The 17,998-nt window shown below is 39.4% G+C and carries 16 protein-coding genes, 1 pseudogene and 1 riboswitch; of the genes and pseudogenes, 4 read left to right on the top strand and 13 right to left on the bottom strand.

Annotation, left to right across the window (positions count from 1 at the left end; all coding sequences use genetic code 11):
- Window positions 1-89 precede the first annotated feature (89 nt).
- A riboswitch (purine riboswitch) is annotated at window positions 90-191 on the top strand.
- Between the two features lie 101 nt (window positions 192-292).
- Window positions 293-880: a xanthine phosphoribosyltransferase gene (locus JI666_RS03410; RefSeq protein WP_206888932.1), complete on the top strand. Its 588-nt coding sequence runs from the start codon at window positions 293-295 to the stop codon at window positions 878-880.
- The gene (locus tag JI666_RS03405; RefSeq protein ID WP_206888930.1) at window positions 877-2,181 is read left to right on the top strand and encodes a nucleobase:cation symporter-2 family protein; all 1,305 of its coding nucleotides are present in this window, start codon (window positions 877-879) and stop codon (window positions 2,179-2,181) included. Before JI666_RS03410 ends, JI666_RS03405 begins: the two co-directional genes overlap by 4 nt.
- A 44-nt stretch (window positions 2,182-2,225) precedes the next feature.
- Here the strand turns inward: JI666_RS03405 and JI666_RS03400 are convergent, their stop codons facing one another.
- The 7 genes from JI666_RS03400 to JI666_RS03370 form a co-directional block, all read right to left on the bottom strand.
- Complete coding sequence (locus JI666_RS03400) at window positions 2,226-4,010, bottom strand: L-lactate permease (protein WP_206888928.1); 1,785 nt, start codon at window positions 4,008-4,010, stop codon at window positions 2,226-2,228.
- A gap of 159 nt (window positions 4,011-4,169) precedes the next feature.
- Entirely contained in the window at window positions 4,170-4,955 is a 786-nt protein-coding gene (locus tag JI666_RS03395) for a fumarylacetoacetate hydrolase family protein (protein WP_206888923.1), read from the bottom strand.
- An 18-nt stretch (window positions 4,956-4,973) separates the two neighbouring features.
- The gene (locus tag JI666_RS03390; protein ID WP_206888920.1) at window positions 4,974-6,437 is read right to left on the bottom strand and encodes an FAD-linked oxidase C-terminal domain-containing protein; all 1,464 of its coding nucleotides are present in this window, start codon (window positions 6,435-6,437) and stop codon (window positions 4,974-4,976) included.
- A 6-nt stretch (window positions 6,438-6,443) separates the two neighbouring features.
- Entirely contained in the window at window positions 6,444-7,826 is a 1,383-nt protein-coding gene (locus JI666_RS03385) for a (Fe-S)-binding protein (RefSeq protein ID WP_206888918.1), read from the bottom strand.
- A 1-nt stretch (window position 7,827) separates the two neighbouring features.
- Window positions 7,828-9,111 (bottom strand): FAD-binding oxidoreductase, encoded by a 1,284-nt coding sequence (locus JI666_RS03380; protein WP_206888915.1) that lies wholly within the window; start codon window positions 9,109-9,111, stop codon window positions 7,828-7,830.
- A gap of 13 nt (window positions 9,112-9,124) precedes the next feature.
- Window positions 9,125-9,844, bottom strand: coding sequence for a FadR/GntR family transcriptional regulator (locus JI666_RS03375; RefSeq protein WP_206888913.1), 720 nt, complete (start codon window positions 9,842-9,844; stop codon window positions 9,125-9,127).
- A 122-nt stretch (window positions 9,845-9,966) separates the two neighbouring features.
- A complete protein-coding gene (locus tag JI666_RS03370; protein ID WP_206888912.1) occupies window positions 9,967-12,144 on the bottom strand; it encodes a malate synthase G in 2,178 nt (725 codons plus the stop codon).
- Window positions 12,145-12,318: 174 nt separating this feature from the next.
- Here JI666_RS03370 and JI666_RS03365 point away from each other — a divergent pair, with 174 nt between their 5' ends.
- Window positions 12,319-13,203, top strand: coding sequence for a LysR family transcriptional regulator (locus JI666_RS03365; RefSeq protein WP_206888910.1), 885 nt, complete (start codon window positions 12,319-12,321; stop codon window positions 13,201-13,203).
- 16 nt (window positions 13,204-13,219) lie between these two features.
- Here JI666_RS03365 and JI666_RS03360 read toward each other — a convergent pair whose 3' ends face one another.
- The 4 genes from JI666_RS03360 to JI666_RS03345 form a co-directional block, all read right to left on the bottom strand.
- Entirely contained in the window at window positions 13,220-13,912 is a 693-nt protein-coding gene (locus JI666_RS03360; RefSeq protein WP_206888908.1) for a LutC/YkgG family protein, read from the bottom strand.
- Window positions 13,905-15,329, bottom strand: a complete 1,425-nt coding sequence (locus JI666_RS03355) for a LutB/LldF family L-lactate oxidation iron-sulfur protein (protein ID WP_206888906.1) — start codon at window positions 15,327-15,329, stop codon at window positions 13,905-13,907. Before JI666_RS03355 ends, JI666_RS03360 begins: the two co-directional genes overlap by 8 nt.
- Before the next feature lie 2 nt (window positions 15,330-15,331).
- Window positions 15,332-16,057, bottom strand: a complete 726-nt coding sequence (locus JI666_RS03350; RefSeq protein WP_206888903.1) for a (Fe-S)-binding protein — start codon at window positions 16,055-16,057, stop codon at window positions 15,332-15,334.
- Window positions 16,058-16,184: 127 nt separating this feature from the next.
- Window positions 16,185-16,892 (bottom strand): FadR/GntR family transcriptional regulator, encoded by a 708-nt coding sequence (locus tag JI666_RS03345; RefSeq protein WP_206888900.1) that lies wholly within the window; start codon window positions 16,890-16,892, stop codon window positions 16,185-16,187.
- Window positions 16,893-17,038: 146 nt separating this feature from the next.
- On the opposite strand from JI666_RS03345, the gene JI666_RS03340 reads away from it, so the two are divergent.
- The gene (locus JI666_RS03340) at window positions 17,039-17,356 is read left to right on the top strand and encodes a YrhK family protein (protein WP_206888897.1); all 318 of its coding nucleotides are present in this window, start codon (window positions 17,039-17,041) and stop codon (window positions 17,354-17,356) included.
- A gap of 24 nt (window positions 17,357-17,380) precedes the next feature.
- On the opposite strand, the pseudogene JI666_RS21985 reads toward JI666_RS03340, so the two are convergent.
- Window positions 17,381-17,629, bottom strand: a pseudogene (locus JI666_RS21985) (OsmC family protein); the annotation flags it as partial.
- A 21-nt stretch (window positions 17,630-17,650) separates the two neighbouring features.
- Window positions 17,651-17,845, bottom strand: coding sequence for a hypothetical protein (locus tag JI666_RS03330; RefSeq protein ID WP_206888894.1), 195 nt, complete (start codon window positions 17,843-17,845; stop codon window positions 17,651-17,653).
- Window positions 17,846-17,998: the final 153 nt, after the last annotated feature.

Raw genomic sequence — 17,998 nt, 5'->3', positions numbered from 1 at the left:
TGTAGAAACGAACGTTTAATTGATTCTACGTTAAATCGTTAAGTTTCATCTTTACAATCATTTGGGTGTTGAGCTATAATACCACTCATAACCTGAATAGGAACATCACTCATATAACCGCAAGAATATGGCTTGCAAGTTTCTACCAAATCACCGTAAATGATTTGACTATGAGTGAGCAGCCTTTTGAGCGGATTTTATTTCTTTAATGACCAATCGCCCGAGGACATTTTGCTCACTCTTTTGTGAGGATGGTGTTCTTCGGGCTTTTGTTTTGAGGAGGGAATTATATATGGAAAGTTTAAAGAAAAAGATCTTAGAAGAAGGTACTGCTTTATCTGATACGGTTCTGAAGGTAGATTCGTTTTTAAATCATCAGGTAGATCCAAAACTAATGAATGAAATTGGAACTACGTTTGCTAAACTATTTGAAGAAGAAAATATAACAAAGGTTGTAACACTTGAATCTTCAGGCATCGCTCCAGCTGTATTTACTGCTTTGACACTAAATGTTCCTCTCATCTTTGCACGAAAAAGAAAATCTTTAACCCTTCAAGAGGATTTGCTTACTGCGGAAGTCTACTCATTTACTAAACAACAAACTAATTCAATCTCAGTGTCTAAGAAATTTCTCACTGCACAGGATCGTGTATTACTCATTGATGATTTTCTCGCAAATGGACAAGCTGCAGAAGGTCTATTAAACGTTGTCTCTCAAGCAGGAGCAACATGCTCGGGTATTGGTATTGTAATTGAAAAAGCATTTCAAGATGGCGGGATACGATTGAGAAAAAAAGGATATCGAGTAGAATCCCTTGCCAAGATATCTCAATTGGAAGAAGGCCAGGTGACCTTTGCTGAAGAGGAAAGCTTGGTATGAGTTTGTTTAAATATACATCCCTCGGTATTCAACACGTCCTAGCTATGTATGCAGGTGCTGTTGTAGTACCCCTTATTGTTGGTGGAGCTCTAGGACTTAGCGGTGAAGAATTAACTTATCTTGTTTCAATTGATATTTTCATGTGTGGAGTCGCAACCATTTTGCAGGTGATGAGTAATCGTTTCTTTGGTATTGGTTTACCAGTTGTTCTCGGATGCACATTTACCGCTGTAGGACCTATGATAGCTATTGGAGGTCAGTATGGCATTACGGCAATCTATGGTTCTATTCTTGTTGCTGGAGTGGTCGTTGTTCTTATCTCTCCTATTTTCAGCAAATTAATTGAATACTTCCCACCTGTTGTAACAGGCTCTATCGTTACAATAATAGGGATTACTCTTATACCTGTTGCAATGGGAAATATGGCAGGTGGGGAAGGATCTGCTGACTATGGTTCATTAAAAAATATGTCTCTTGCTTTTGGCACACTGCTTTTTATTATCTTACTTACACGCTTTTCAAAAGGATTTATTCGCTCCATTACGATATTAATGGGACTTGTTGTTGGTACAATTATAGCTTCGCTTTTGGGGATGGTTAGTTTATCTCCTGTACAAGATGCTTCCTGGTTTCATATGATCCAGCCACTATATTTTGGAGTACCAACCTTTGAACTTACTGCTATTCTTACAATGATATTAGTCGTATTGGTGAGTCTTGTAGAATCGACTGGTGTTTATTTTGCATTAAGTGATATTTGCGAAAAGGAACTATCGCAAAATGATGTCAAGAAAGGATACCGTGCTGAAGGGCTTGCCATTATACTTGGCTCTCTATTCAACGCTTTTCCGTACACTACCTACTCACAGAATGTGGGTTTAATTCAATTATCAGGTATTAAGAAAAAACAAGTCATTTATCTTGTAGGCGGAATGTTACTTGTGCTAGGCTTAGTTCCCAAAATAGGTGCTATGACAACGATTATTCCTGCTCCTGTACTAGGTGGAGCTATGCTTATTATGTTCGGGATGGTAATGGCCTATGGGATTAAAATGCTAACGCGAGTCGATTTAACATCTCAAGAAAATCTTTTCATCATTGCTTGCTCTATTGGTATGGGACTTGGCGTGACAGCAGCCCCATCTATTTTTGAGCAACTCCCAGAAAGCATCCAAATCCTTACCGATAATGGGATTGTTGCTGGTAGTATCACTGCAATAGTAATGAATCTTATTTTTAATGTATCATCTAAGAGCAAAAGAAGCGTTATTAAACCAATTGTTCAATCTAAAGCTTCATAGATGTATAAAGCCCCTGTTTCTGACAACAGGGGCTTTTGAGTTGCTTATTTTGCGGATTTATAGGTGTTGTTCATTTCGATAACTGAAGTGCGTGAACGGTTCGTCGCAATAATATAAATAGCACTTACTGAAATGAGTGTCGCTATGATTGTTCCTATATTAAACAATCCCTTTTCTGACGTCCATACGATGGAATATCCAAGGGCGCCCGCCATTGTTGCATAATAAACAAAAGGAATGAGCGTCTTTCGAATTACCTCCCCTTCCCTCCCTACAAGTCCAACAACTGCAGAAGCAGCAACAACATTATGCACACAGATCATGTTTCCTGCAGCTCCCCCTACAGCTTGGAGGGCAACAATCCAGGAAGCGTCTACACCAATTTGAGAACCTACATCATATTGGAATAATGAAAACATCATATTGCTAACGGTGTTACTTCCTGCAATGAATGCCCCGATCCCACCTATAAATGATGAAAATAATGGCCAGAAATCACCTGTTAGGGCTGCAACTCCATTTGCAAGCTCAATCGGCATCTTATCAAATCCAGCTGCTCCTCCGCTCGAGTTTAAGAATACTTGAACCATTGGCACAGTAAAAACAAGAGCTGTTGATGCTGCTATCATTGTTTTACCTGATTGTTTCCATGCTCTTACGTAAGCTTTTTCATTCATTTGATGGATGACAAATGTGATGAGTGATACGATGATAAAAATTGTTCCTGGTAAATAAAGCGGCTGAAAGCTAGACGAGATTTCTGTACCAAAGATATTTGGAATAGAGACAGTCCAGGCTTGGAACCAATCAATAATTGGTAACGCTTTCAATCTTGTCGCTACAAGAAGAACGCCGACAAGGATATAAGGAAGCCAGGCGCGAACCATCGACATATGACCACTTTTATGAGCAATGTCTTTAATCTCAATCGTACCAGTCCAGGTAGGATCCCAATTGGCTTTATCGTCAAAATCCCATTGTTCTTCAGGTCGTGGCATAAGAAAACCTTTTTTCGCGGCAGTTACAACAATCGAGAGCCCAACTAATCCCCCTATCATTGAAGGGAATTCTGGTCCGAGTACATTAGCAACAATAACGTATGGAATTGTCATGGCGAAGGCTGCAAATAATGCAAATTTCCACACTTTAACCCCTTCACGAAACGATTTATTTTTACCGAAAAATCGCGTCATAAGTGCTACAACAAATAATGGAATGAGTGTTCCGACTATTGCGTGTAGGATAGCAACGCGTCCTCCAACCATTGTAACAAGTGCTAGAAAATTGTTTGTAATGCTGGCATCTGCAGCTAACCCAGTTTGAACTCCAACAAGAATAGGTGTCCCTACTGCCCCGAATGATACTGGTGTACTTTGAATGACCATACCAGCAATAACAGCCGCCATGGCAGGAAAACCGAGTCCAACGAGAAGCGGCACGGCAACTGCAGCAGGTGTTCCGAAACCTGCTGAACCTTCAATGAAAGAACCGAACAACCAGGCAACGATGATGACCTGAATTCGTCGATCTGGTGAGATACCGATGAATCCTTCTCTTATTGTCTTGATACCTCCGCTTTCTTGAAGGGTATTTAATAGTAGAATTGCCCCAAATATGATGTAGAGTAAGGTTGCTGCAACCACTAAGCCATTTACTGATGCTGCAGCAACAGTAGCACCGGGAACTTTCCAAACAAACAGCGCAAGAAAAACGGCAACGATGTATGAAACCGGCATGGCTTTACTCGCTGGCCACCGTAACCCTACTAGAAAAATCCCTACAGCAGCAATCGGCAGTAACGAAAGAATCGATAATAACCCTGTACTCATTGCTCATCCTCCAAAAATGTTATTTGTTGGGTAATGAAGCGTGACATTCTTTCACTATTCAGTTGCTGTCTTTGTGTTGTATGTATTCTGGTCTGAAAAAGCGCGTTCCGCTTCTATGGTAACCAAAGGGGGAAATATCCCCCTTGCTTTCTTGTCCAATTACTGTTGGGTAACCCCGATTAGAGATGACTTCCTTGAGAACGTATTCGATAGTGAACCGATTTCCTTAATGGAGCAAGTAATAGTGTCGTCATTTTTAACAAAATGTGCTCCTGTGGGGCTTCCAGTTAGAATCACGTCTCCTGGATGAAGAGTCATGACTGTTGAAAGATATGCAATCATCTCTTTAATCGGTACAATCATCCATTTTGTAGGACTATTCTGCTTCTGCTCTCCGTTAACTGTTGCTGTGACATGAATGTGATAAGGATCAAGCTCCGTTTCGATAACTGGACCGAGGGGGGTGAATGTATCAAAGGATTTACCCAGTGTCCAATGACCATCATTGTGGAAATATTGTGGAGCTGTTACATCATTCCCTACCGTATACCCAAACACATACTCAAACGCTTTCTCTTTTTCAATATTTTTAGCCTCTTTCCCAATGACAACGGCAAGTTCTGATTCGAATTTCACTTCCTGAAGTTGCTCTGGAATAATGACTGCTTCATTCGGTCCAATAACTGAAGTTGCTGGTTTCAAAAAGAAAACAGGCATTTCTGGAATTTTGTCTGGTAATGAATCTTTATCCCCAACATAGTTTGCTCCGATTCCAATTACATTTCTAGGAGTAAGTGGTGCGAGTAACTCAACGTCATTAATCGAAACCTTTTCATCTGTATAAGACCATTTAGTCAAAGGATTTCCATCAATAATCGTTATAACATCTTCCTCAAACACACCGTTATAAATGCTGTTATTATAAGTGAATCTTCCAAATTTCATATCATTCTCTCCCTTGTGCTATTTCGTTATAGCAGTTTCTTTTATCACTTTTTTGATATCCATACATCTGCTAGGGGTTGGAAATAATTTTCCTTGGTTTAATAGATTGGTAGGATTAAAAACATCTCTTATAGCTGTTTGTGCATCAATTTCTTCATCACTAAATATAAAGCGCATTTCTTCCTTTTTCTCAATACCAACTCCATGTTCACCAGTGATGGAGCCTCCTGCATCAGCGCAGGCTTTAAGGCATGCGGTTCCAGCTTTTAATGCTTTGCCGGTTTCTCCCTCAATCCTTGAATCAAACAAAATGAGCGGATGAAGGTTACCATCTCCTGCATGAAAGATATTGGCAATCCTTAAGCCGTATTCATCGCTGATTGACCTTATTCTTTCAAGCACTTCAGGGAGTTTACTACGTGGAATAACCCCATCTTGAACTAGGTAGTCAGGTGAGATTGCGCCCATTGCGCCAAATCCAGTTTTTCGATTCGCCCACCAGCGTCCTCTTTCTTCCTCATCACGAGCTACTTTAACTTCACGAACATTCCTGTTCCGGCAAACAGTTAAAATCTGCTCAATCTGCTCTTCAATTCCTTCTGCAATCCCATCCACTTCAATTAGTAGGAGAGCTTCAATATCCTCAGGGTGACCAACTGGAAAGGCGCCCTTTTCTACTCCTTCTATAGCGGTTTGATCCATCATTTCAAGCGCTGCAGGAATAATCCCAGCAGAAATGATATCAGAAACGGCATGGCTTCCATCTTCTACATCGTCGAAGTAAGCAAGAACGGTTTTCTTAGCTTCAGGATTCTTTAGAATGCGGACGATAATCTTCGTCACGATTCCGAGCGTCCCTTCAGAACCTGTAAGAATACCAAGTAAATCATATCCTGGCATATCCAATACGCCGTTTTTGCTAATTTCGATGATTTCTCCATCAGGAAGGACAACTTCGAGTCCAAGTATATGGTTAGTTGTCACTCCATACTTAAGACAATGAGCTCCTCCGGCGTTCTCAGCAACGTTGCCACCGATTGTACATACGTACTGACTGGAAGGGTCTGGTGCATAATAGTATCCTTTGTGTGAAATAGAGTTTGTAAGCTTTAAATTAACAAATCCAGGTTGGACAACAGCTTGTCTATTTTCATAATCAACCTCAAGTAAGTGTTTCATCTTTACAAGACTAATAATTACTTCATTGTTTAATGGGATTGCTCCACCAGACAAGCCGGTTCCAGCACCTCGGGCTAAAAAAGGAATGCTGCGATCAGCACAATATTTTACTGCAGCGGCTACTTCTTCTGTGTTCTTGGGAAAAATGACTGCTTTAGGCATCGCTTTATGAATTGTAAATCCATCACAATCGTAAGAAAGTAGGTCTTCCTTATAATGTAGAATGGATTTAGCGCCTACAATTTCAGTGAGTGCTAAAATGTCTGGATCAAGTTTCTGCTTCTTTTTCTTTGATAAAAGCATTTTTGTTCACTCCTTCACCGAGGCTACCTTATTTTCAAGACCTTTTTTCTCATCCTCCTGATATGCCCAATCTAGCAGTTGGACAGTATGAACAACTTTTCCGCCTCGGCCATATTTTTGAACACCCATAGCCATTTGGAGCATACAACCTGGATTTCCCATCGAAATCATTTCAACATCCTGGGGTACATTCTCCATTTTGCGCTCTAACACAGCTGAAGCCATTTCAGGGTTTGTAATATTATAAATACCAGCACTGCCACAACACGTATCAGCATTAGGTTGTTCAATGTAGTTGACCCCTGGAATGTCATTAATTAACTGCCTTGGCTCGTGCCGTACTCCCTGTCCATGTGCAAGATGGCAAGCATCATGGTATGTGATGGTTTTGTTAATCGAGCTTTGAGGTTTTATATAACCTGTATCATAAAGGTATTTCGAAATATCCTCTATCTTTTCAGAAAACACTTCTGCTTTCTCATGCCATTCAGGATCGTTGCGAAATAGCTCAGGATATTCTTTCAGTGCACAACCACACCCTGCAGCATTCACGACAACTTTATCAGCGTCCTGAAAAGCTTCTATATTTTGTTTTGCAAGCTTTTTACCTGTTTCTCTGTCTCCAGCATGGATATGTAATGCACCACAACATGTCTGGTTTTTAGGTAGTGTGACGTCATTACCGTTATAGGTTAGTACATTGATCGTTGATTCGTTAATATCACTAAACATAACATCCATGATACAGCCCTTTAGCATAGCAACCTGTGCTTTCGAAGATCCTTTTGCTGGGATAACATCAACACTTTTGTATTTCTTATGAACCGACTGTTTAATTTCAGGCATAATTGCTTCCATTTCAGCGAGATGATCTGGCATAATACGAAGTGCTCCTGTCGATCGAACTGCCTTTTGAAGTCCACTCTTTTGGTAGAATTTCAATAAGCCGCCCACTGCCTGAAGCCGAGTAGGGTGAGGAAATAATCCTTTTAGGAAAAAGCTGCTTACAACGCCATTCAATCCTGTTAAAGGCATTGCTTGCCTCACTTGTCCACGTGCTTCTTCAATAAGACCACCCACATCCACATCAGCTGGACATGCTGTCGTGCAAGCTCGACAATCGAGGCATTGGAAAACGGGATCCATAAATTGTTCATTTACCTCGAGTTTTCCTTCGGCAACTGATTTAATTAGATGTACTCTTCCACGAGGTGAGTGTTGTTCCTGTCCTGTTTCTAAATAAGTAGGACAGGATTCAAGACACATCCCACAATGAACGCAGTCCGCCCATTTATTTTCATCGGGATGGTCGTCCCACAAATAATTACTAAGACTGTTGGAAGCACACGGAGGCGAGTTATTTGTTAGCTCTTCTTCTTTAACAGACATTCTAAATTCCTCCTATAAAGCGCTGCTCATTCAGCGTATTATTGGGGTCTTGTTTTTGTTTAATACCTTTAAACAGTTTGAACAAGCCATCAGATTCTCCCCATACGTTCAGTTCATTCCTAAGTTTAATTGGAATGTGTTTTATAATTGCATACCCGTTTAAATTTGTGGCGAACGATTGAATGTATTGAATGGTCTTAACGACATTAACACCCTTTCCTGAAACGATAATGGTACTAAGGCCGTGACCTGCACCACCACTTGCTTCAACTTTAACGTTACCTTCATGATGAATACGGACACACTCCTGTAGTAGAGGAAATACATCTAAATTTTTAGTGCCAACCTTCAAAACGCCATGTGTGCTTTCACCTAAATCAGTGAGACTATTTGGCGAAAGTTCACTAAACATTTGCCAGAAATAGTCTGGATTAGGATGAACAGTCATAACAGCTTCATGAGGTTTATGTTGATCAATCCAAACTTCTTGAAATTGAACAGCTTTCTTGACGTCTTCTAGCGCTATTAATAGACAGTAGTCATCCTTGTCTATAAGTCGCTTTGACATTGATGGTGTTAATATCTCTAGGGAAACAGGTTCTAATAGAGAATCCTGAATTAACTTTGTGAACGCTTTCAATTGGTCGAGTGCTTCTTCACGAACTGTTAGCATAACTAAGCTTGTATGTTTTGGAATCGGTCTTAATTTTAAAGTAATTTCAGTTATAACACCAAGGGTTCCCATCGAACCGATAAAAAGTTTATTCATGTCATATCCAGCGACATTTTTAACCACTTTCCCTCCGGTCCGAATGATTTTTCCATCTGCATAAACAACGCGCATTCCAATGACGTGATCTCTTGCTGAACCATACTTTAAACGCTTTGGACCGCTCTCATTAGCAGCAATAACTCCTCCAATTGTGGCAGTGGATGGGAATGCTGGGTCAAGTGAAACCATTTGATTGTACTGACCTAAAAAAGTCTGAAGCTCAAGTATCGTGGTGCCAGGTTTTACAGTCACTGTCATGTCACCCACCGTATGTTCAACAATTCCGGAAAGTTTCTTGAGGGAAAGCGTAAGATCATACTTGGATTTAAGACCACCATAACCGAGCTTCGTGCCACCGCTTACAATGGAAATCTTCTTTCCTGATTCATTGGCTTTAGTAACAATGTCAACAACTTCATCTTCTGATTCCGGGTATATTAAATTTGAGCTTAAGTTTCCAAAACGGTTACTCGAATCAGTTAGTGGCGCGACGTCAAGTAAGTGTTTGTCCAACTCCTTCCCTCCTTTAGTGGGTTTGAATATATTCAGATCGTATAGAAAAACCTTTTCTCATTTGCTTTTTAACATAAGAGAGATGAAGCATCATGGCTTCGTATGCGCCAGAAGCATCCTCACAAACAATCATTTCCATAATTAATTCATGCTGATGATGGATGTCATGAATAAGTTCAGGTTTAGAAGCAATTAACCGATGAAAGTCAGCCATTGATTTTTCCATGCTAGAAGAAATCGATTCTAGCAATTGATGGAGAATTGGATTACCTGATGCATTCGCTATCACCATATGAAACTGACAATCATGCTGACCGCTATTGTCATATTTACAGAGACTCATATGATCAAGGGCTTTTCTCATCGCAACTAAATCATCTTCTGAACGATTCACTGCTGCTAACTTTACAATGCTCGTTTCCAGAATTTCACGAACCTGAAACAAGGACTCAATCTCTTTCTGGTTCGGCATGAGCATATGTTTAAAAAATCGTTTCGGATTAAATCCAGTAACAAATGTTCCTTCTCCCTGCCTAATGTCTACTAATCCTCTTCCTTTTAAAGTGGTCAAGGCATCTCGTACAGCTGATCTTCCTACCTCAAGCGATTCACAAAGTTCACGAACGGATGGAAGTTTATCGCCCTGTTTATAACTGCCTTCCTTTATTAACCTAACAATCTGTTCTTCTACTTTATCTGAAATTTTTTGGGATGAGATCCTTCTAAATTCCATAATAAAAACCACCTTTCAGAAGTCACATATCAGACAAGTTCACGAATGAAAATTTCAAGAGTATTCAGATAGTAAATGATAAAAGATTGCAAAAGTGGCGTGTGCCACTTTTGCATCTGCTATTACTTATTAGCATATACTTTCGCTTTAGCTTCTTGACGACGTTTATGAAGGATCGGTTCAGTATAGCCGCTCGGTTGATTGAATCCTTCAAAAACAAGATCACAAGCTGCTTGGAATGCGATCGATTCGTCATAATTTGCTGCCATTGCACGATACTCTGGATCTAGAGCATTCTGTTCATCGACAACTTTTGCCATCCGTTTCATTGTTTCCATTACTTGGTCCTTCGTACAAATACCGTGATGGAGCCAGTTAGCCATATGTTGACTTGAAATACGAAGTGTTGCTCTGTCTTCCATTAACTCAATGTTGCGGATATCTGGAACTTTCGAACATCCTACTCCATGTTCAACCCAACGTACAACATAACCAAGTATTCCCTGTGCATTATTATCAAGCTCTTCTTGGATCTCCTTTTCACTCCACTTTGTATCTTTTGAAAGAGGGATTTCGAGAATATCATCTTGATAATTTACCGCTGCTTTAGCTAGTTCTTCTTGTACATTAGGCACATTAACTTCGTGATAATGAAGTGCATGTAGTGTTGCTGCAGTTGGGGATGGTACCCATGCGGTATTAGCTCCTGCTTGTAATTGGCTTCCTTTTTGTGCAAGCATATCTGCCATCAAATCAGGCATTGCCCACATTCCTTTACCAATTTGGGCTTTTCCAGAAAAACCTGTTTTTAAGCCCTGTTGGACATTTGATTTCTCATAGCTTTGTAGCCAAGTAGAGTTTTTCATTTCACTTTTGCGAATGACCGGCCCTGCTTCCATAGACGTATGAATTTCATCGCCAGTTCGATCAAGGAATCCAGTATTAATGAATACAATACGTTCTTTTACTTTATTTATACAGTTGCGAAGATTAAGGGTTGTACGTCTTTCTTCATCCATTACGCCAATTTTAATTGTATTCCGATCAAGTTTCAGTAAATCTTCTGTTCTATCAAATAATTCATTGGCAAAAGCCACTTCTTCTGAACCGTGCATTTTCGGTTTAACAATATATATCGAACCTTTTGTTGAGTTTTGGTACTTGCCATTTTTAAGTACATCATGCTTTGCGATTAGCCCAGTTATAACAGAATCAAGAATACCTTCTGGAATTTCATTTCCGTCCTGATCCAACACAGCATTTGTTGTCATAAGATGACCTACATTACGAGCAAACATTAGCGATCGTCCACTTAGTGAAAAGCTATCTCCATCAGGGGAAGTATAATTACGATCTGTATTAAGCGTACGGCTTACTGTTTTAGATCCTTTTTGAAATGAAGCTTTTAGATCGCCTTTAATTAAACCGAGGAAATTACGATAAACAAGCACCTTATCTTCAGCATCTACTGCAGTAACGGAATCTTCGAAATCCATAATTGTTGTAATGGCAGATTCCATATACACATCTTTTACTCCTGCAGTATCTGTTTGACCAATCATGTCTTCTCGGTCAATCTGTATTTCAAGATGGACATCATTATTCTTTAATAGGATTGCGCTTGGATGATCTTCGCTACCTTGATAGCCAACAAATTGACTTTGATCTAGTAAAACGCTTTCATTGTTATCTTTAAAATGTACTTTCAGCATACCCTGTTCAATGGAATACTGAACGATATCTGAATGACTTCTCTCTTTAAGAGGAACTGTTTTATCAAGGTACCTTTTAGCATAAGCAATTACTTTATCTCCTCGAACAGGATTGTAAGCCCCTTTACGTTCTGCCCCGTTGTCTTCACTTATGGCGTCTGTTCCATAAAGTGCATCATACAGGCTACCCCATCTTGCATTTGCAGCATTGATTGCATAACGTCCATTGTTGACTGGCACAACGAGTTGTGGGCCTGCTTGAAGAGCAATTTCATCATCAACATTTGTAGTAGAAATGGTGAAGTCGTCTACTTCAGACTCTAAATAATTTAGGTCTTTCAGAAAAGCTTTATACTCATCGAAATTAGAATTTTTATTTGATTTATACCATTCATCTAGTTTCATTTGAATATCATCACGAACGTTTAGAAGTTTCTCATTCTTTGGAGCGAGATCCTTCACAATGTCACCAAGTCCTATCCAGAATTCTTCACTAGACATACCCGTTCCTGGGATAACATCCTTATTAATAAATTCGTAGAGTTCTTCAGCAACTTGTAAATAACCGATTTTAGCATAGCTTTCCATTAAATTTCCTCCTCATAATGAACAGATCCTAAGTTTCTATTAGGACTGTCCTTCCATTTAGTCTTATCTTATAATAAATAAATGTATAGATATAATACATATTTGGAATATTGAGTATTCTTTATCGTTATAATTCAGAATTTTCTATGATTCTACAAGATTTGGAGTGATTTTTTGGAAATTCGTCATCTTGAATATTTCTCAGAAGTTGCAAAACAGTTAAGTTTTACAAAGGCTGCTTCAACACTTCATGTCTCTCAGCCATCAATAAGTAAAGCAGTTAAACATATAGAAGATGAGCTTGGTGTCCCTTTATTCTATAGATCAAAACAATTGGAATTAACGGATGCTGGACGTGCCGTACTTGTTAATGCGAAGCATGTGCTAAGTGCTTTCCGAAATCTGACGTCTGAGCTTTCAGATTTAACCGAACTGAAAAAAGGTGAAATCAAAATTGGTATTCCCCCAATCATTGGAGCAGCATTCTTCTCAAAATTAATCAGCCAGTTTAAAGAGCTTTATCCGATGGTCGAGATCATTCTCACAGAAGTAGGCTCTAAGCGAATCAAACTTGGTGTTGAAGATGGGTCACTCGATATCGGATTAATTTGTAATACTCCTGTACAAAATGAAAACTTTGAATCTGTTCGAGTGATTAATGACCCTTTGATGTTAATCGTTCACAGTTCGCATCCGTTATCTGCATTCAAAGAGGTCAATCTCGCAGATCTTGAATATGAGTCTTTCATTTTATATCGTGAAGATTTTACCCTGCATGACAGAATAATAGAAGAATGTTCAAAAAAAGGTTTTTACCCTAATATTGTTTGTCAGAGCTCCCAAAAAGATTTCATGATTGAAATGGTTGAGGCAAAGCTGGGTGTTGCTCTTATGCCTGGTAAAATTGCAAAAGCGATACCAAATGAAGCTATTAAATCTCTTGAACTAACGCATTCCAATGTAAGTCTTGAGCTAGGCATGGTTTGGAAAAGAAATAAGTATCTACCCTATGCAGTTAAAGAATTTATTAAACTAGCACAATCTATAATTGAAAAGTAGCAACTCATTTACCTGATTATAAATCAGATATAATAACATAAGTCGTTTTAATAGGTCCATGCACCCCTACGACAAGATTCATCTCGATGTCTGCACTATTACTTGGTCCTGAAATAAAATTAACACAGGTAGCGGGAAACTCACCTGCCTTATTGCGGTGATGAATGATTCTTGCTGCCTGTGACATTCTCGGGACGATTAAACTTCTAGGAATGAGTGAAATATAAGCTTTTGGAAGAAGACTAACCGATCGCCCCTGGCGTTCATTGCTAAACAAAACAACTGTGCCGGATTCTGCAAGTGCCAAGTCACAGAAAGTAATGCCAATATCTGCTTGTTCTGCTACGTTCACATTATCTTTCGTTCGGGGATCCCATGTATGAATCAATGCTTCTGTTTTACTGAAAATCTTGTATCGATCAAAACGTTTATCATTCCAGGTGGAAATAGATTTACCATTGTAAGATTCGACTCTTTCTTGAATGACATCTGCTAGTTGCTTTGATTCCGTTTCGATTACATCAGTATGAATTGTGTCACATTGCTTTTTAAATACAGCAACAAGCTCATCCTGAGAAGCATCTTTTAATACATTCCATTGCGGCTGGTGTTTCCATTTAGGAACTTCTACCGTTTTTGGAGTATTGCGGCCTAACTTCTGTGCAAGAGAACTTAGAAATGATTCACGATTATGAATTTGCTCACTCACCTGAATCCTCCCTTTGTCTTTTTTGGTACCAGTCTCGAAACCGTTCACGATTTGGTGCAGGCATGTCACGAATTGTAGTCCATGCTTTTAGCGGTCCTGGACCTTTTGTTAGAAATCGATTTGTTTGGAATGGCAATGAGAGGAATGGTGCTAGTTTCGTACCTACTTGATATAACATAGGAAGTGTGGTGCCATATTGAAATCCTTTCATTGCGATTTTTTCAGCTGTTATTCCTTTTCCTTCAATCATTTTCTTTCGATGTTTGTTTAAGAGTTCATGAAGAGGTATTTTCACAGGACATGCATCTGTACAGGCAGCACAAAGTGTTGAGGCAAAGGGCAATTCTCCGTATTCCTCATATCCTCCAAGTAATGGACTAATTACAGCACCGATCGGCCCTGGGTAGATGGAGCCGTATCCATGTCCACCAACGTGTCGGTAGACAGGACACACATTAATGCATGCAGCACAGCGAATGCAGTGGAGCGCTTCCTGAAACTCTGTACCAATCATGTTCGAGCGTCCATTATCTACGATTACAAGATGAAACTCTTCAGGACCATCACCCTCTAGAGCTGCCTTTGGACCCGTTAATGCTGTAACATACGTTGTTAACTTTTGTCCAACAGCACTTCGACTAAGGAGACTAATCATGACATCCAGTTCTTCCCACGTTGGAACGATACGCTCCATTCCCATTACGGTAATTTGTGTTTCTGGTAGGGTTGTTGCAAGCCTTGCGTTTCCTTCATTAGTTACTAGGCTAATCGTTCCAGATTCCGCTACTGCAAAGTTACAGCCTGTAATGCCAATATCAGCTGAGAGGAACTCTTCACGTAGTTTTTCTCTAGCGAAAAGCGTCAGTTCTTCTGGTTTTTCTGTGTTTAAATAGCCTAGCTTCTCCTTAAATACATCTCGTATTTGGGATTTGTTTTTATGTAAAGCAGGTACGACAATATGTGACGGAGGATCGTGATCGTCAATTTGTAGGATATACTCCCCAAGGTCACTTTCAATGACTTCGCAGCCAATTGATTCTAACGCTTCATTCATACTAATTTCTTCTGTAACCATTGACTTGGATTTGATAATCTTCTTTCCATTCTTACGCTTCACAACTTCTTGAATATAGAAATTCGCATCTTCAGCAGTCTTAGCAAAATAAACGTGACCACCGTTTTCTTCGATTTTCTCACTTAACTCGTGAAGGTAATAGTCGAGGTTTTCGAGCGTATGTGAGCGGATCTCCTCCCCTAGATTTCGCCAATCCTCCCAGTTTCCAAGTTCTTCTGCTGCATCAAGACGCTTTCCATATAAGCGCTCTTGAGCTGAGCGAACAGAGTCTCTCATAAACGTATCGTTCAAGCCCTTTTTGACACGATCTTTGAACGGATCAGCCCCAATTCTCATTGGCATGTTTATTTCACCTCCCGCTGGGTAAGAACTTCTGCAATATGCATCACTTTCACCGGTTTTTGAAGACGCTTCATTCGCCCGCCAATGTTCATTAGGCAACCACTATCTGCACCAATTAATAAGTCAGCACCGGTTGATTCAATGTTATTAATTTTTTCGTCTACCATTTCTTTTGAGATCGTTTCCATTTTCACAGAAAATGTGCCTCCAAATCCACAACAATTTTCGCAGTTTGGTAGTTTCCTATAAGATAACCCGTCTACTTGAGAAAGTAATGCTTCTGGTGCATGCTTGATCCCTAGCAGTCGCGTCATGTGGCAGGATTTGTGGTAAGTGGCAGTAGCATGTAACGAAGCTCCAACATTGGTTACATTAAGAACATCTACAAGAAATTGAGTAAATTCATACGAGCGCTCTTTCAATGAGCGTGCCTTTCGCTGCATTTCAGGTTCATTATGAAACAGCTCTTCGTATTCTGCGAACATGGCCACACAAGAACCTGAAGGACTTACCACATATGAAGAATTTTCAAATGTTGTGATCATTCTTCGGGCTGCTTCCCTTGCTTCTTCATGATACCCGCTGTTATACGCTGGCTGGCCACAACACGTTTGTGAAATGGGAAAATCCACTTCACACCCTTGACTCTCTAACACTTCTACAACACTTTTTCCAACGTTAGGATAGAAAATATCACCAAGGCATGTAATAAACAACGAAACGTTCATATGAGCCTCCTTTCTGTTTAGGATCGTTAGCTATCAGGTCATCTGATGACTAGAATTCCTTCTTCCAGTATAAGGATAACTTTTGAACATTTCAACTAAATATATTGATTTTTCTAACTATTAAGGCTTACACATGTTTTAAAAGGAATCTTTCTACTTCATTTAAATGGTGAAGCATGGCTTGCTGTGCTTTTTCTGAATCACTGTCTTTAATTGCAACGAAGATTTCTTTATGTTCTTTATAAAGTTTTTCTAGGATAGCTGCTTCGGAATAAAGAGATAACTTTCTTGTTTCTCTCATGGAATCGATTATTAATTGAGACACTTGATTCATTAAGTCGCCAAGCAATCGGTTGTGTGATGCAGCAGTAATTGCCATATGAAATTGCAAATCTGCGTTCTCTCCTAATTGATGGTGTGAAAGAGCTTTTTCCATTTCCATAAGTGCTTTTTCAATTCCAGAAAGTTCTTCCTCTGTCCTTTTCACTGCAGCGCTTGCAACGCAACCTGTTTCAAGAATTTTACGAACTTCTAATAGCTCTATAATATCTTCTCGATTCATTAGAATACCTGTCGATAGAGATTGGCTTAAAGTTAAAGAATCATAATGTTTAACATAGGTGCCTTCCCCCTGTCTCATCTCTACTAATCCCATAGCTCGAAGGGCACTAAGGGCTTCACGCACTGCAGATCTTCCCACATTAAAACCTTCAGCCAAAGATTGAACGGAGTCAAGTTTATCACCTGGGGACAGGTCGCCACTTTTAATTTTATCTAGAAGCTGATCGGCTATTTCTTCATAGATCTTGCGTCTTTTCACTTCCTTATACGCCATTAATGACATCATCCCTTTTGGTTTATTTATATATTAGTTTACTTTAACAAACTAGACGCGACAATTTATAATTTAGTAGATTTTATGGTTTAGAAGAAATGTGAAAAAAGGAAATGATCAATAGTGTGATTGGAAAGGAGATTAAAATGAGTAATCAAAAATCAGCTAACGCTCAAACACAAAGTAAAGATGAATACGTAGACATTCAAATGGGGCATCATGATTTATTTTTCAAAAAGGGGTATCAGGTTTTCTATACAGTGAATGAGTTTCTATTAGGGTTGTCCTTCCTAATTGGAAGTATTTTTTTCTATTTTGAATCGTTAAAAACATGGGGAGTATCGCTATTTGTTCTAGGAAGTTTACAGATGCTTATACGCCCATCGATACGATTAATACATCGATTTGACTTAAGAAAACATTATAGAGAAGAATATGAAAAAGAACAGAGAAAAAGCGAATGAATACTTAATTCATCCGCTTTTTCTCTATTCCTCTATAATCTCCCAATCATGTTCAAAGGCAACACAGCCTTTTAGCGTTTGGGCAACTGGACATCCCCGTTCAAAAACGTGCAGCGCTCTTTCAGCCGCTTCAAGCTTTCCTTCTGGAATTGTTAGTTTATAGTGACATTTGATTTGAGTTATTTTAAGAACACCATCTGGCGCTTCAATAATCCCTTCAAATTGACCTGATAACTTATTAGGAAAAGTCGGTATGTGGCGCGCCTCCAGCGCACCTGATAATGTGCCGGTTAGTCAGCCACCTGCTGCGGCTACAATATGGTCTAGTGTGGATGGATGTTCAACTTCAGGTGAAGCTTTATAAAACTCCTTAACCCCACCATGTACACCATATTGAATGGGCTCTTCAAAGTTGGAAATATAGGCACGTCGATTCTTACCTTCATCCTGTTCAATGCGTATGTTAGCTATTTCAATTGGATTGCTCATTCCCATTTCTCCTTCCTTATCTCAAAGTAATTTCCATGGTTTGGTAATTCCCTTTTCTGTTATCTTTAAACCGTAATAAGTAAATCAAGCTAATGGGAAAGTAGCATGTAAGTAGCGAATAATAAAGCAAGTGAGGAAATCAAATTTAAGGAG

It is taken from the genome of Bacillus sp. NTK071, assembly GCF_017303315.1.
Taxonomy (GTDB): Bacteria; Bacillota; Bacilli; order Bacillales; family Guptibacillaceae; genus Guptibacillus.
This window is presented reverse-complemented; position numbering and strand designations above follow the sequence as displayed.

What these genes read in the sequence shown, in the direction of transcription:
- JI666_RS03410 (WP_206888932.1), top strand. Translation starts at nt 293, where the DNA reads ATGGAAAGTTTAAAGAAAAAGATCTTAGAAGAAGGTACTGCTTTATCT.
- JI666_RS03405 (WP_206888930.1), top strand. Translation starts at nt 877, where the DNA reads ATGAGTTTGTTTAAATATACATCCCTCGGTATTCAACACGTCCTAGCT.
- JI666_RS03400 (WP_206888928.1), bottom strand. Translation starts at nt 4,010, where the DNA reads ATGAGTACAGGGTTATTATCGATTCTTTCGTTACTGCCGATTGCTGCT.
- JI666_RS03395 (WP_206888923.1), bottom strand. Translation starts at nt 4,955, where the DNA reads ATGAAATTTGGAAGATTCACTTATAATAACAGCATTTATAACGGTGTG.
- JI666_RS03390 (WP_206888920.1), bottom strand. Translation starts at nt 6,437, where the DNA reads ATGCTTTTATCAAAGAAAAAGAAGCAGAAACTTGATCCAGACATTTTA.
- JI666_RS03385 (WP_206888918.1), bottom strand. Translation starts at nt 7,826, where the DNA reads ATGTCTGTTAAAGAAGAAGAGCTAACAAATAACTCGCCTCCGTGTGCT.
- JI666_RS03375 (WP_206888913.1), bottom strand. Translation starts at nt 9,844, where the DNA reads ATGGAATTTAGAAGGATCTCATCCCAAAAAATTTCAGATAAAGTAGAA.
- JI666_RS03370 (WP_206888912.1), bottom strand. Translation starts at nt 12,144, where the DNA reads ATGGAAAGCTATGCTAAAATCGGTTATTTACAAGTTGCTGAAGAACTC.
- JI666_RS03355 (WP_206888906.1), bottom strand. Translation starts at nt 15,329, where the DNA reads ATGCCAATGAGAATTGGGGCTGATCCGTTCAAAGATCGTGTCAAAAAG.
- JI666_RS03350 (WP_206888903.1), bottom strand. Translation starts at nt 16,057, where the DNA reads ATGAACGTTTCGTTGTTTATTACATGCCTTGGTGATATTTTCTATCCT.
- JI666_RS03345 (WP_206888900.1), bottom strand. Translation starts at nt 16,892, where the DNA reads ATGGCGTATAAGGAAGTGAAAAGACGCAAGATCTATGAAGAAATAGCC.
- JI666_RS03340 (WP_206888897.1), top strand. Translation starts at nt 17,039, where the DNA reads ATGAGTAATCAAAAATCAGCTAACGCTCAAACACAAAGTAAAGATGAA.
- JI666_RS03330 (WP_206888894.1), bottom strand. Translation starts at nt 17,845, where the DNA reads ATGAGCAATCCAATTGAAATAGCTAACATACGCATTGAACAGGATGAA.